The organism is Bacillus sp. Root920, assembly GCF_001429445.1.
Classification (GTDB): Bacteria; Bacillota; Bacilli; order Bacillales; family Bacillaceae; genus Bacillus; species Bacillus safensis.
In genome coordinates this window covers 96,758-110,229 of sequence record NZ_LMJV01000007.1, presented here as the reverse complement: position 1 = coordinate 110,229, position 13,472 = coordinate 96,758, and the positions used below count along the sequence as shown (strand labels likewise).

Sequence of the window (13,472 nt, the reverse complement as noted above, 5' to 3'; positions counted from 1 at the left end):
ATCATCGTTTGAAGGCTCGTTTGATTTTGATTGTGATGTCTCTAGCTTTTGTTCTTTCTGCATGTTCCGCGCAAGAGGCTGGCATAAAGGATAAACTAGAAGACACACCAAAAGTAAAAGAACATATTACCATCGCAGCGGTTGGAGATTCCTTAACAGAAGGAATCGGAGATCAAGATAAAAAAGGCTATGCAGGCATTACCCGTGACAAGATAGAAGCAGTGGACGGCGTGCAGTCTGTCACATTAAAAAACTATGCCATTAAAGGCAGTAGAACAGTAGATTTATTAAAAAGATTAAAAGAAAAAAAGGTGCAGGACGGACTGAAAGACGCTGACTATATTTTCTTTACGATCGGCGGGAATGATCTCATGCATGTTGTCCGTCAAAATGTGCTTAATTTGACGTTTGCTCCTTTTCAAAAAGAGCAGGGTCCTTTTGAAGAGCGCTTTAAAACCATTCTTGCTCAACTGAGAGAACAGAATGCTCATGCGAAAATCATGTATGTCAGCATGTACAATCCTTTTAAATTCAGTTTGTCTGAGCTGCGAGATATTGATGAAGTCGTTCAAGACTGGAATGCCGCTGCCAAAAAGGAACTCAAAAAAGACGGCAATGCGGATATGGTCAATGTAGCAGATTTATTTGAAGAAGGTTCTGATGAAAAATTACTGGCAGAAGATGATTTCCACCCAAACCAAAAGGGGTACTCTCTTATGGCAAATCGTTTATTCTCCGAAGTGAAAAAAGAAGGACTGCCGAAGGAATAGGGTGAAACAGATGAAAAAATGGAAAAGCTTATTTTTTATTTTACTTGCAATCAATCTATTGATTGTGATTGGCTGCGGTATTTTGATGCTGCTGCCAGGCGGTCAATCCGCTTCAACCAAAGAAGTGAAAAGCGAATATGCTTTTAATATATCCAGCTCAAAGGAATCACTCACCAGCTTTGTGAATGATTATTTGAAAAATCAAGGATCAAATGATATGCCAGACTTTCATGTAGCAATCGATCAAGATGTGAAAGTAACAGGCGCAATTAAAGCTTTCTCTTCAACGATTGATGCAAACGTCTCATTTACGCCAACTGTTGAAGATAATGGTGATGTGCTTTTGAAAGTGGATGACTTTTCAATTGGACAATTGAGCATTCCGATTAGTTTTGTTTTAAGCTACATGGGTCAGTTCTATGAGCTGCCAGAGTTCGTTCATGTAAAACCGGATCAAAAAACGGTTGAAGTGCGTCTTTCAGAAATGCCGCTGACGAATGATATGTATGTGAAAGCGAACAAAATTGATCTACAGAACGATGAAATTGAATTTTCATATTATCATCCAAAGCAATAGAACGTGTGAGTCAGGAGTGTTATCATGAAGCGAGTCTATCAATATTTTAGTTTACTGTCGTTTTTATTTGCTGCGTACTTCGGCATAACAGCTGCCAATGCTTTAAAAGCAGAAAATATCGATCAGTTTTACTTAAATATTGCCTACTGTGCATTATTTCTTGGCACAATGATTCTTGCTTTTGATTTTCAAAAGCAAGAAAAAGCTGAAGATGTCTCGTAAGGAGCCTTTTCCATTTTAGGAAAGGCTCTTTTTTATAGTTGCCGAGACAAGACCACCTTTGCCATAAGTTCAGGATCTCCGTTAGCAAAACCATGAAGCAGAATCAGGTATGCACGCTTTGTTTGCAGATGAACTTTTGGGATATCAAGCAGTACACTTTGAGTGCCCGCGGCTTTCAATTCAAAATGATATTTGTTCGGGGAGAAATGATGAATGTGGGTGCTGTTTACATAATCAAGCTCCTTCGATATGATCCCTTGGTCTCGTTCATATATATCTATAGAAGGAAGGTCCGGAGACAGCTGTACAAATGCAAGTGCTGACAGGTCTTCTTGTTTGATCAAAGTAGCCTGCTGCTCAGTCAGCAGTGCAAAGCCTGCACGGGCACCTGTGATACATAATGTGTAGACCTCGCCGCTCTTAAATCGGATGCGGGAATGAAGAATTCTCTCATTTGTAGCCAGTTTGAATACTTCTATTTCATACATTCCCTCATCCCACTCCATATAAGCGGTCAAATGGCTGTAAGGCATTGGTTTCATTACCTGCTTCCGGTTCACATAAACAGCGAGCTCACTTAGATCTGGTGCAGCGTGAAATAATCGAATAAAGGCTTTTGATGAAGGGCTGCTTTGAAGATGCTCGTAGGTGTCAGCGAATGGTCGATATGGAAAGTCATGATAAAAGAGCTGCTGCATGTCATCAATCCCTTCTTTCTCATACAATGGTGTTTTTTGTAGCGTATGCATGAAAAAGGCGATCTGTATAGGCAAAAGAAGCATAGAAAAAAGCCTGACGTATTCCGTCAGGCCGGCATGTTAAGAAGGAGAAGAATATTGATGATATTCAGCTAGTTTAATGAACGTTTTTTCATCCTCAATTAAACCACAAACGCCGCACTGGACTTTCATTTGAGGACCTTGATAGCTCAAGTGAAAAGGAGACAGCTGTTCTCCTTCGTATCTTTCGACAACTGCTCCTGTTGCTGGATCTAGCTTGACAGGTTCTGAAAGCTGCTCAATGAGATTAAAGCGCGTTCTGTTTGTTTTACAGTTTGGACAAAGATAAGGGCTTGTCATGGTTCATTCCACCTCTTTTTATCCGTAGCATGTCCTGAGCGCTAAAATCTATGCTTAATCCTTTTGACTTTTATCCAGCTTTTTAAATAATTTGATCATGGTTTTTAGTTCTTCGTCATCAAATGATTCAAATCGCTCCATAAAGTATTCCGTTTTCTTTTTCTCAAAATGCTCAGTAATTTCCTTACCCTTATCGGTTAAGTGGATTTTGATGATGCGGCGGTCCTCTTTTGAGCGGATACGGGTGATCCAGCCTTTTTCTACGAGTGTGTCAGTCACAGCGGTAATATGACTTGCTGACACTCCAAGAATGGAAGCGAATTCCGTTACTTTTTTTGCACCTTGCTCACGCAGCAGATTTAAAATAAGAAATTCATTCCGAGATAATTCGTTTTCGAGCAGGCTGTTAATTTCATAACGGATCTGCTTAAATACGGTTCTCAGTAAAGTGTCCATTTCGTACATCATTTGTTTTCTTTGTTCCAATCATTAAACCCCCATTATATTTTAAAGATACGACAGAATGCTTTCTTTTATTTTAGGTATACAAGTCGTATCATTTTCATTATTTTTTATCATGTTATAATATGATGATACCATTTTTTAAATGAAGGGGGCACTAATATGTCTGAAAAACAAGAATTAGCCACATTTGCAGGAGGCTGCTTCTGGTGTATGGTTAAACCTTTTGATGAACAGCCGGGCATTATCAAAGTTGAATCAGGGTATACTGGCGGACATACAGTGAATCCGACCTATGAGGAAGTATGTACAAATACAACGGGACATAGAGAAGCGGTTCAAATCACGTTTGATCCTGACGTGTTTCCATATGAGAAGCTGCTAGAGCTGTATTGGCAGCAAATAGACCCAACAGACGATGGCGGGCAATTTGGCGATAGAGGGGAATCTTACCGTACAGGTATTTATGTTCATCATGACGAGCAGCGAAAGCTTGCAGAAGCATCGAAAGAGCAGCTGAGCCAAAGCGGGATTTTCAAAAAGCCAATCGTTACAGAAATTTTAGACGCAGGTCCTTTTTATCCAGCAGAGGATTATCATCAGCATTATTATAAGAAAAACAAAATGCACTACGAACGATATCATGTCGGTTCGGGCAGAGCCGGTTTTATTGAGTCCCATTGGAGTGATAAATAATGGCAAATGAAAAAGAAAAGCGTATAAAAGAATTAAACCGCATGCAGTACGAAGTCACGCAAAATAATGGCACAGAGCCGCCATTTCAAAATGAATTTTGGGATCATAAAGAAGAAGGTATCTATGTGGATATCATTTCAGGAAAGCCGCTTTTTTCTTCTTTAGATAAGTTTGATGCCCACTGCGGATGGCCAAGTTTTACAAAACCGCTTGAAGAGGAAGAAGTAGCAGAGAAAGTTGATACGAGTCATGGAATGGTGCGGACAGAGGTTCGCAGTAAAACAGCTGATTCTCATCTAGGTCATGTTTTTCCTGATGGACCAGGGCCAAACGGTCTTCGGTATTGTATTAACTCAGCCGCTTTAAAGTTTATCCCAAAGGATGATCTTGAAAAAGAAGGCTACGGAGATTTTAAACATCTATTTGATTGATCCATTTAAAAATCGTCACATGGAAAGCAGCTGCTTCCGTGTGACGATTTTTTATTTTTTATGATGTGTATGATGTAATTGTTCGATGATATGGAACAGCTTTTCTTTTGTAATGAGCGGTGCTTCTTTTGAGGTGTAATTCGTTAAGTCGACTTTTTGAAAGGCAGGGTGCAAATGTGGTCTCGGTAAAATGGCATAAAATTGTTCATGTTCAAACAGTGCATCTGCTTCGTGCGGAAATGTGAGCTCCTCGTGAAGCTTTTCGCCAGGTCTTTTTCCGACTACAAGAATATCCGGAGATTTAGCATTGATTTGAGCGGCATATTCATGAAACGCTTTTAGGAGATCGGCAAGTTGTAAGGACTCCATCTTGAGAATGAAGGTTTCGCCGCCTTTCATCATGATTGCTGCTTGAAGTGTGAGGGAAACAGCCTCTTCAATGGACATAAAAAAACGTGTCATATGAGGATCAGTCACGGTCAAAGGTTTTTCATTTAATAGCTGCTGGAGCATGATCGGAATAACGGAACCTCTAGATCCAAGCACATTGCCAAAGCGTACAGAGCAAAACCTGGTTTTTTGATTTGGAATACTTTCGTTTGCTTGGAAAAATAGTTTTTCTGAAATCAATTTTGTTGCACCCATGGCATTCGTTGGAGAAACCGCTTTGTCAGTTGAAATGTTGACGACATGACTCACTTCATGTTCGAGAGCGGCTTCAATGACGTGCTGCCCGCCGATGATATTCGTTTGAACGGCTTCGAACGGATTATCTTCACAAGTGGGTACTTGTTTTAAGGCCGCTGCATGGAAAATGATATCCACACCCTTGACGAGCTGTCTCACGCGGCTTGCATCCCGGACATCTCCTAAAGCGAATACGACCTCTGGATGATCTGCGTACTCATTTTTCATCATGTATTGTTTGCTGTCATCTTTACTGAAGACGATTATCTTCTTTGGAGAGCAACTTGTTAATTTATTCACGATTTGCCGGCCGATTGACCCCGTACCGCCTGTAACCAATATCGTTTTGTCACGAAAAAAGGTCTTCAAAGTCGTTTCTATCTGTTTGGACATATCTAATCCCCCAACTCTCATTTCTCTACTTTGCATCATATGTGAAAGAGCGGCATTCGTTTGAGGAAAAGAACCACTTCATGTATAAATTAGGTGAACAAATTATAACCATCTGCTTGTCGTCTTAATAGAATATGGAGAGAAAAGAGATCAACTAGAAAAACGAGAGACCTGAATACTTCAGTACTGCGGTCAGCTCGGGCAGAGAAGAAAATTGTAGGGAGCTGTGCGCGAGGGGAGAAGAGAAGACATGTATAGGGGAAATCGTATTTTAGCCATGATACCTGCATTTAGAAGTCACGACGGCCGGCATGATGAACACATACGCATATTGGCTGAGAGGCCGCTTATCTATTGGACCATTCAGCCGCTTTTGCAAATGATTGAATTAGATGAAGTCATCGTCTCCTCAGAGGATGTCAATACGCAAATCATTTCATCTCACTACGGAGCAAATGTGATTGAACTGCCAAGCACACATGTAACAGAACAAACGCCGTCACTGTTAGCTGTGAAGCATGCGCTTGCTTATTTAGAGCGGGAGGGAAAAACCTTTGATATTGTGCTGTATCTGCATCCATCGTCTCCTCTAAGACAGCCGGCAGATATCGAGAAGTGCTTGCAGCTTTTAGTGGAAGGGGGATATGACTGCACCGCATCTTTTACAGAGGCGTTAGAAAACCCAAATGAAACTTGGACACTGCATGAAAACAATGAAGCTACTTTATATAAGGACAATCATTACTTTTTCATGCCAAAGCATGAGCAGCCATATACGTATGGCCGGCTAAATGGTGCAATATATGCTTTTCATGCTCATTATGCCAAAGAATGCATTCATTCCTTTTTAGAAGGATCTGTCGGAGCATATATGATGGATCACACGCAGTCGCTTGTGGTGAAACAGGAGGCAGACCGGAAAGAGGCAGAGAAAATCTTATTAGCTCGCCGAGATGCGGAAGATCATGCATAAGCTGGCATTCAACGAGAAAAAGCGCCCAGTCATAGGGCGCTTTCAGCGTGTAGACAAACCCTCGCATTCGGTGTCAGGTCTGCGCTCCGGTGCTCACGAATGTCAAATTCGCTCCGCTCCGGTACTCGCCCTTCCTACACTGCAAAGGCTTTCTATCACGCTGAAAAGAAGACAAAGGGCTAAAATCAAGAACATTGTCAACAATTTGAAAGCGCCCAGTTATAGGGCGCTTTTTACAATGTCATAAAGCCTTTGTGGCATCGTATCAAATGTATTCCAGCGAACGGCTTGCTCATAGTTGTTCAGTGCGGCCGCCTTTCTTTCACCTGCATTTGATCCATAGTATTCCACCTGTTTTATCAAATCATCCTCATCTTTGTAAAAAGCAAAGCTTGAAAAAGCAGGCGGTGGATGTAGATCCGTCAATTGAAAACTTCCAGTTGCAGCAATGTCAAATGCTCTGTTATTGAGGCTCATATTTTGAATCATGGCTTTGTTTTTGTTATACGCAAATTGAGCCGGCCTATGCGGATTCAGAACAATTGCTGTCTGTTGATAGATGTCCGCCATTTGCTGAGGACTCAGCCAATTCGTTATCAGTGTGAAATCACGATAATGTCTCCGTGATTTATTTAAGTGACGGTGCCATTCCTTACCTGCAACGAGAATACGCCATTTGTTTTGCTGCAAGAGTGTATCAATGGCTTTGATGCGGTTGGGATAAGGGTAGCCAATGAGAGCAATGTCATACGCGCACATCTCTTCTGGCGATTCATTTTTCTGAAAGACACGTGTATTTGCCGGAATGGGAAAGTAGTGCGTATTTAGAGCGCCTAATTGTTTATAAAATGGCAAAACCCCTTCATCAATCGTTAATATAAGCTGAGCTTCATGTGCGCAAGCAGCTGACACATCTGTATAAAAGGGATCTTCTGTCATCCAAAGAACAATCGGGATTTTTTCTTGTTTGAATTGATGAAGTACATCTTTCGGAACATGATCACCGATCATCATCAAAACAAAATCCGGAGAAAATGTCCGGATTTTGTGCATGTTAGTGGGTAGAGATTCTCTATCAATCTTTACACATGAAAAGGGGGAATCAATGAAGCTTTCTTCTACCCATTGATCAAACATGTGATAGATTCCGCCGTAGCCAGAACTGATATAAAGAAGCTTCATGATGATCCTCTCACATTAAGATGTGAATGTAACACTTTCAACTTTATCTACATCTAATAGAGTCGTTGCTGAGCCTGTAGGTGTGACAGAGCTTTCTTGTGTAACAAATACAACACCTGTTGAAGCATCGAATGATACAAATTGAACTGGCCCAATTAAATCTCCTGAGTCAGTGACAATGCTAATGACTGTTCCTGGTGCAAGTCTTGCAAAGATCCATCTTGCTGGCTGAGATACATCGAGTGTTGTAGCAGAATCTGAAGGTGATGCCTCAGCTGCCACTTCACTTAATAAATCGTTCAATTTTTCTTCCATTTGAACTCCTCCTTCTTCGAGATTAGCTGTTAATGCATGAGTAATTGGCTTGAAAAACACTTTCAATAGTTCCTTTTTTAATTCAGCACGCTTTTCGCTCATTTTTTCCCCATCCTTTCTTCATCAATTCAAACTCACCCCTATGTATATGCCGTTCATTTTTTTTGGCATAAGCAGAACGCTGATTCCTGATCTTTTTTTCATTTAATCACTTCACACATTTTTAAAAATGTTTTCAAATGCTGAGGCTAAATGAAGTGGCGCTCATACTCTAGTAAAGATTAAATGTGAAGAGAGAGGGATTATGAATGGAATTTGAACAATTATTAGATGGTTGGAACGAAGAATTACTAGAGTCGGAAGGAGTGCTTGAAGTTATCTTGATTTTACTTCTTCTTCGTCTTTTAGAAGAAAGTGGGGAAGAGAATGTGTCAGACATCAAAGAATTACTTCGTCCATGGCTTGAGCTTGGCATTCCAGTGCCGCGTGTTCATTTAGTCAATGGAGATGTACTTCAAAACGTGGTTGTCGTGCAATTGTTTGATACGGTTGCAGTCTTTAAAAACGCGACAAATCAGCTAAGAGTGAGTGTTCCTTATGTGAACATTGTCAGCTGGGGGGCTTTTTAATCTAATCAAAAAGGATAATGATCATGAAAGTATCGGTGATTTTAACAAGCTACAATAAACCAGATTTCATTGATCGTGTGCTAAAGAGTATGGTAGATCAAACGTATCCGCATTGGGAGCTTTTGATTATGGATGATGGCTCAGAAGAGGGCACCATTCAAAAGATCCAGCCCTATTTAAGTGATGAACGCATTCAGCTGTATTCGCACACAGTTCATCCGGCAAAACGGCTGTTAACCGCACGATATGCGACGCTTATTAATGAAGCATTAACCCGTATAACAGGTGAGCTCATTTGTTATTTAACCGATGATACCGTGTACCATAAAGATCGTTTGCTTAAAATGGTGGATGTTTTTCGGTCGATGCCTCACATAGATATTGTGTATTCCTCGCAGCGGGTCGTGCATGTTGATCAGCATTTAGTGGAAACGATGAGTTTTATTCGAGAAGCAGATCAAATCTTAGAGCATGCGTCCTTTCAAGTGGACCATTGTTCGGTCATGCACAGAAGCTGCTTGCTTCCACTGATTTATGAAAAATACGGACAATATTGGGACGATGAGCCAAAGCACTGGCATCATGCAGATTCTGTATTTTGGATGAGGCTGAATCACTTCGCTGCGTTTTTTCCATTAAAAGATGTACTGGATACAACGTATAAAACGCCTCATTCCTTTCATCATCTGTTTTCGAGTATGCCGTATGATTTAATTGACGGAACGGTCATTGAAAAAGAAGGAGATTATTATCAAATCGCAGACGGGAAACTTCATGGAATTGAAAAACGCTGGATCAATGAAAAGAACAGGCGTGCGATCCGTGTTCCACTGTTATGTGAGATGAAATATGAAATGAAAGAGAAGCTGGCAGTACCCAATTATACAGTTGTCACCGCAGATTATGGGAAAACGTTCTTTTATATTGAAGATCAGAAAAAAAGACGGTTTGCTTCAAAACGTGACGTGCAATATTTTCAGTTTCACCCAAAGGAGATCTATACGATTTCAAATGATCAGCTCCAGGCATTTGAGGATGGCAGCATCATTCAAGCTTCTCCAGTTTTCAGTCCGCCAAACAGGCGCCTGTTTAAATGGAAACAAGATGTTTATTTACTTGTGCATCATACCTTTTGCCGAATTGATCCTGAGGTCGTGAAGCGATTTGCTTTTTATCATCAGCCGATTAAGCTGTACCCATCCCAATTTGCGTTTTTTCAGGAAGGAAAGCCGATTGTGCCGCTGTATAGGGAATCGCTGCAAGAATTCGATATGTCTCTTTATCAAACATCCGGACGAAAGCACTCCTCATAAGAGGGGTGCTTTTTTCGCAATGATTGCAGGAAGTAGAAAGGAAAAAGCGAAACATGAAAAGGACAGGAACCTTTAAGAAACGATCAAGCCGCTGAAAACTTGGCAATTGATGCCGGTTTTTTGGCACTGAAAGTGAGGGGGGAAAGAATGGGGAAGGTTGTCGAAAGAGCAGATTGGTTTGAATTGATTTTAGAAGCTATTGATGAAGCCATTCACGTTGTAGATGATCGAGGGATGACGATTTTTTACAATCATAATGCCGCTAAGTTTGACTCTTTACAAAAAGAAGAGGTGATTGGCAAGTACATCCTTGATGTGTATCCCTCTTTAACTGAAAAAACAAGTACGCTCATGCATGTGTTGCGAACAGGAAAGCCCATTTATCATTCGCTGCAAACCTATTTGAATAAAAATGGAGAAAGGATTGAAACAGTGAACACGACATTGCCTATTATCGAAGATAACGAGTTAATAGGCGCGGTCGAAGTCGCAAAAGATGTTTCAAAGCTGTCAGCCCTTTCCAATCGTTTAGGTCAAAAAAAGCGGACACAAGATGCGGCTGAGGCCGTACAAATGCATGATTTTGCTTCATTTTTAACAAATGATCCGCTTTTAAAAGAAATGCTTGAAAGGGCAAAAAAAGCAGCTGCTTATCCATCATCAGTTGTTGTCTACGGGGAAACAGGGACAGGAAAAGAAGTGCTCGTTCAAGCCATTGTCCATGAATCTGATCGAAAAAATCAAGTGTTCATTCCGCAAAACTGCGCAGCACTCCCAGAATCATTACTTGAAAGTTTATTGTTCGGATCTGTCAAAGGGAGCTATACGGGCGCGCTTGATCGCAAGGGACTTTTCGAATTAGCTGATGGGGGCACACTTTTTCTTGATGAGCTGCAAGCGATGCCGCTCACGCTGCAGACGAAATTATTACGTGTGTTAGAAGATGGCGTTGTCCGCCGCATTGGTGATGCAAAGTCCATTCAAGTGGATGTTCGGCTCATTACTGCGCTCAATATGGACCCATTCGAAGCAGTGAAAAAGCAAATTTTAAGAGAAGATTTATTTTATAGACTGCATGTATCATCTTTTCATATCCCGCCGCTTCGTGAAAGAAAGCAAGATATCACGCTGCTATCCCGCCACTTCATTCAAACCTATCATCAGCAGTTTTCAAAAAACGTTACACGCCTTTCTGAAGAAACGGAACGATTGTTTATGGCGCACCACTGGCCTGGGAATGTCAGAGAATTAAAACATACAATAGAACATGCTGTGTTGATGATGCCAAAGGAAGCGGAAGAGATCATCCCTTTATACCTTCCGGCTCATTTACGTGAGCAAAAGCTGGAAAAAGAAACATCTGAATTCTCCTTAAAAAATCAAGTGTCTTCATTTGAACAAACATTGATTCAAGAAGCTTTACATCAGCATAATGGGAATATTAAAAAAACCGCCGCTGCTTTAAAAATCCCTCGACAAACGCTGCAATATAAATTAAAGAAATATGCAGATGCCGAAATATAGGCACAACATCCAATTGAATATGACGGGTAAAAGCTCCTTTTGTAAAGAATAGGGGCATTTTCCCATGTTGGCACATAACTTGCATAGTATAAAGTGAATGCTGATAGGGGGAATGGATATGAATCAGAAATTGTATGAACCGGCACGTCACTGGAAGGACATTGAGCTTTGGAAGGATGTACCTGAGGAAAAGTGGAACGACTGGATTTGGCAGCTGACGCATACCGTGAAAACGCTTGAGGATTTAGAAAAAATCGTAAACTTAACAGAAGAGGAACGAGAAGGGGTGAAGATTTCCACCAAAACCATTCCACTCAACATTACACCCTACTATGCCTCACTGATGAATCCAGACGATCCAAGATGTCCAATACGTATGCAATCTGTGCCAATTGCAGAAGAGCTTCATAAAACAAAATATGATCTGGAAGACCCGCTGCATGAAGATGAGGACTCACCTGTCCCAGGGCTCACGCACCGATATCCAGATCGTGTGCTGTTTCTTGTGACAAATCAGTGCTCCATGTACTGCCGTTATTGTACGAGAAGACGTTTTTCCGGCCAGATTGGTATGGGTGTGCCGAAAAAGCAGTTAGATGCTGCAATTGGATATATTAGAGAAACACCTGAGGTGCGGGACGTGTTAATTTCTGGCGGAGATGGGCTTTTAATCAATGATCAAGTGCTTGAATACATTTTGAAAAACTTACGAGATATTCCGCACGTTGAGATCATTCGGATTGGAACCCGCGCGCCGGTTGTCTTTCCGCAGCGTATTACAGATGAGCTGTGCGAGATTTTGAAAAAATATCACCCAGTTTGGCTGAACACCCATTTCAATACAAGTATTGAAATCACAAAAGAAGCAAAAGAAGCGTGCGAACGTCTTGTGAATGCCGGCGTTCCTGTAGGGAATCAGGCCGTCATCCTTGCAGGTATTAACGACAGTGTGCCGATTATGAAGAAGCTGATGCACGATCTTGTGAAGATTCGGGTCAGACCATATTATATTTATCAATGTGATTTATCTGAGGGCATTGGCCACTTTAGAACGCCGGTATCAAAAGGGCTTGAAATCATTGAGGGCTTAAGAGGACATACGAGTGGTTACGCAGTACCAAGCTTTGTTGTAGATGCGCCAGGAGGCGGAGGGAAAATTGCCTTACAGCCAAATTATTTATTATCGCAAAGCCCTGACAAAGTCGTCCTTCGTAACTTTGAAGGTGTCATCACCTCTTATCCAGAACCAGAGCATTACGTCGCAGGCCAGGCAGATGCGTATTTTAATGAAATTTATGAAGAGAAACAAGAACCGGCAATTGGTATTACCGCACTATTTGAGGATGAAGCGAGATCGTTTACGCCTGAGAATTTAAGCCGAATGAAACGTAGAGAAGCATATGAGACAAATCCTGAGCACGACACACTTAAAAACAAACGTGAAAAACGAGATGAATTAAAAGAGAAGAAATATCAAGCGCAGCTCAAAAAAGAACAAACCGTAAAGGAGGAGAAATAGCCTTGATGACATGTGATTGGTGTGAGGAAAACAAAGCAAATGCGGAGCAGACAACAGTCTATTGGGAACTGATCACGGGCACACAATCAATTGAAATCATCGAAACGCCGTCCATTTCCTGCACGCACTGCGGGATGATCTATCAAAAAGATGAGACGGTCAAAGAGATTGAGGATCAATTAATTTTAGTGGATCAGACAAAACTTCCAGAAAAAATCTCCTACGAGGAATTAATGAGCATGGAGCGGTTATTAAAGCGAAATTACTTTGACTTTTCATCATAAGTTGTACCTCCGCCTATACAAGTCATCAAATTGCTGTATAATATAACAACAAAATAGTGTGTCGCGGAGGGAAAAACAGGTGAAGTCGTTTTACCATTATTTAATGAAGTTCAGACATCCAAAACCGAAAGATGAAATCAGCCATTTCGCAAATACTGCGTATGAGGATCACAGCTTTCCTAAAGCTTCCACAGATTATCATGAGCTGTGCGCTTATTTAGAATTAAATGGTGATTATTTAAGCTCAATGACAACATTTGACGAAGCGTTTGAGCAATACGAAGTAGAAGTCAAAAAAAAATAACACACAACCGCTTATCCGAATGGAGAAGCGGTTTTTTCATGAGAAATAAAATGGCGTTTTGCATGGTGTGGTTGCCCATGCAGAATTCCTTGCGCCGGCATACGATACGTTA

18 protein-coding genes are annotated in these 13,472 nt (G+C 41.1%); 12 read left to right on the top strand and 6 right to left on the bottom strand.

From position 1 onward, the window contains the following. Window positions 1-8 precede the first annotated feature (8 nt). Genes ASE42_RS11780 through ypmT form a run of 3 tightly spaced genes read left to right on the top strand, consistent with a single transcriptional unit; the run spans window position 9 to window position 1,569 of the window. Window positions 9-770 (top strand): SGNH/GDSL hydrolase family protein, encoded by a 762-nt coding sequence (locus tag ASE42_RS11780; RefSeq protein ID WP_041118143.1) that lies wholly within the window; start codon window positions 9-11, stop codon window positions 768-770. 10 nt (window positions 771-780) lie between these two features. Then, window positions 781-1,347, top strand: a complete 567-nt coding sequence (locus ASE42_RS11775; RefSeq protein WP_024422724.1) for a YpmS family protein — start codon at window positions 781-783, stop codon at window positions 1,345-1,347. A 24-nt stretch (window positions 1,348-1,371) separates the two neighbouring features. After that, window positions 1,372-1,569 (top strand): protein YpmT, encoded by a 198-nt coding sequence (gene ypmT / locus ASE42_RS11770; RefSeq protein ID WP_024422723.1) that lies wholly within the window; start codon window positions 1,372-1,374, stop codon window positions 1,567-1,569. Window positions 1,570-1,601: 32 nt separating this feature from the next. Here ypmT and ASE42_RS11765 read toward each other — a convergent pair whose 3' ends face one another. The 3 genes from ASE42_RS11765 to ASE42_RS11755 all read right to left on the bottom strand — a co-directional run bounded on the left by ASE42_RS11765 (window position 1,602) and on the right by ASE42_RS11755 (window position 3,134). Continuing rightward, a complete protein-coding gene (locus ASE42_RS11765; protein WP_235183633.1) occupies window positions 1,602-2,318 on the bottom strand; it encodes a DUF4397 domain-containing protein in 717 nt (238 codons plus the stop codon). Window positions 2,319-2,387: 69 nt separating this feature from the next. Continuing rightward, the gene (locus tag ASE42_RS11760; protein WP_024422721.1) at window positions 2,388-2,648 is read right to left on the bottom strand and encodes a hypothetical protein; all 261 of its coding nucleotides are present in this window, start codon (window positions 2,646-2,648) and stop codon (window positions 2,388-2,390) included. Between the two features lie 54 nt (window positions 2,649-2,702). Further along, complete coding sequence (locus ASE42_RS11755) at window positions 2,703-3,134, bottom strand: MarR family transcriptional regulator (RefSeq protein WP_007500780.1); 432 nt, start codon at window positions 3,132-3,134, stop codon at window positions 2,703-2,705. 138 nt (window positions 3,135-3,272) lie between these two features. Here ASE42_RS11755 and msrA point away from each other — a divergent pair, with 138 nt between their 5' ends. Further along, window positions 3,273-3,806 carry a peptide-methionine (S)-S-oxide reductase MsrA gene (msrA, locus tag ASE42_RS11750; RefSeq protein WP_056767086.1) on the top strand — a complete coding sequence of 178 codons (534 nt, stop codon included), beginning with the start codon at window positions 3,273-3,275 and terminating at the stop codon, window positions 3,804-3,806. After that, window positions 3,806-4,237: a peptide-methionine (R)-S-oxide reductase MsrB gene (gene msrB, locus ASE42_RS11745; RefSeq protein ID WP_056767083.1), complete on the top strand. Its 432-nt coding sequence runs from the start codon at window positions 3,806-3,808 to the stop codon at window positions 4,235-4,237. The genes msrA and msrB overlap by 1 nt, the downstream gene beginning before the upstream one ends. Before the next feature lie 51 nt (window positions 4,238-4,288). Here the strand turns inward: msrB and ASE42_RS11740 are convergent, their stop codons facing one another. Next, on the bottom strand, window positions 4,289-5,317 hold the full coding sequence (locus tag ASE42_RS11740) for an SDR family NAD(P)-dependent oxidoreductase (protein ID WP_041109529.1): 1,029 nt from the start codon (window positions 5,315-5,317) through the stop codon (window positions 4,289-4,291). 250 nt (window positions 5,318-5,567) lie between these two features. On the opposite strand from ASE42_RS11740, the gene ASE42_RS11735 reads away from it, so the two are divergent. After that, on the top strand, window positions 5,568-6,290 hold the full coding sequence (locus ASE42_RS11735; protein ID WP_044335174.1) for a cytidylyltransferase domain-containing protein: 723 nt from the start codon (window positions 5,568-5,570) through the stop codon (window positions 6,288-6,290). Window positions 6,291-6,509: 219 nt separating this feature from the next. Here ASE42_RS11735 and ASE42_RS11730 read toward each other — a convergent pair whose 3' ends face one another. Both ASE42_RS11730 and ASE42_RS11725 read right to left on the bottom strand, forming a co-directional pair. After that, the gene (locus ASE42_RS11730; RefSeq protein WP_056767081.1) at window positions 6,510-7,472 is read right to left on the bottom strand and encodes a DUF3880 domain-containing protein; all 963 of its coding nucleotides are present in this window, start codon (window positions 7,470-7,472) and stop codon (window positions 6,510-6,512) included. Between the two features lie 15 nt (window positions 7,473-7,487). Further along, window positions 7,488-7,889 (bottom strand): hypothetical protein, encoded by a 402-nt coding sequence (locus ASE42_RS11725; RefSeq protein ID WP_024422714.1) that lies wholly within the window; start codon window positions 7,887-7,889, stop codon window positions 7,488-7,490. A gap of 206 nt (window positions 7,890-8,095) precedes the next feature. On the opposite strand from ASE42_RS11725, the gene cgeC reads away from it, so the two are divergent. The 6 genes from cgeC (at window position 8,096) to ASE42_RS11695 (ending at window position 13,360) form a co-directional block, all read left to right on the top strand. Next, on the top strand, window positions 8,096-8,416 hold the full coding sequence (cgeC, locus tag ASE42_RS11720; protein ID WP_024422713.1) for a spore maturation protein CgeC: 321 nt from the start codon (window positions 8,096-8,098) through the stop codon (window positions 8,414-8,416). A gap of 17 nt (window positions 8,417-8,433) precedes the next feature. Continuing rightward, window positions 8,434-9,729 carry a glycosyltransferase family 2 protein gene (locus tag ASE42_RS11715; protein WP_056767079.1) on the top strand — a complete coding sequence of 432 codons (1,296 nt, stop codon included), beginning with the start codon at window positions 8,434-8,436 and terminating at the stop codon, window positions 9,727-9,729. Between the two features lie 147 nt (window positions 9,730-9,876). After that, a complete protein-coding gene (locus ASE42_RS11710; protein WP_056767077.1) occupies window positions 9,877-11,253 on the top strand; it encodes a sigma-54 interaction domain-containing protein in 1,377 nt (458 codons plus the stop codon). A gap of 118 nt (window positions 11,254-11,371) precedes the next feature. Continuing rightward, entirely contained in the window at window positions 11,372-12,772 is a 1,401-nt protein-coding gene (ablA, locus tag ASE42_RS11705; protein WP_024428317.1) for a lysine 2,3-aminomutase, read from the top strand. A 2-nt stretch (window positions 12,773-12,774) separates the two neighbouring features. Then, a complete protein-coding gene (locus ASE42_RS11700; protein WP_082580750.1) occupies window positions 12,775-13,056 on the top strand; it encodes a YokU family protein in 282 nt (93 codons plus the stop codon). Window positions 13,057-13,135: 79 nt separating this feature from the next. Beyond that, complete coding sequence (locus ASE42_RS11695) at window positions 13,136-13,360, top strand: YozE family protein (RefSeq protein ID WP_056767076.1); 225 nt, start codon at window positions 13,136-13,138, stop codon at window positions 13,358-13,360. Window positions 13,361-13,472: the final 112 nt, after the last annotated feature.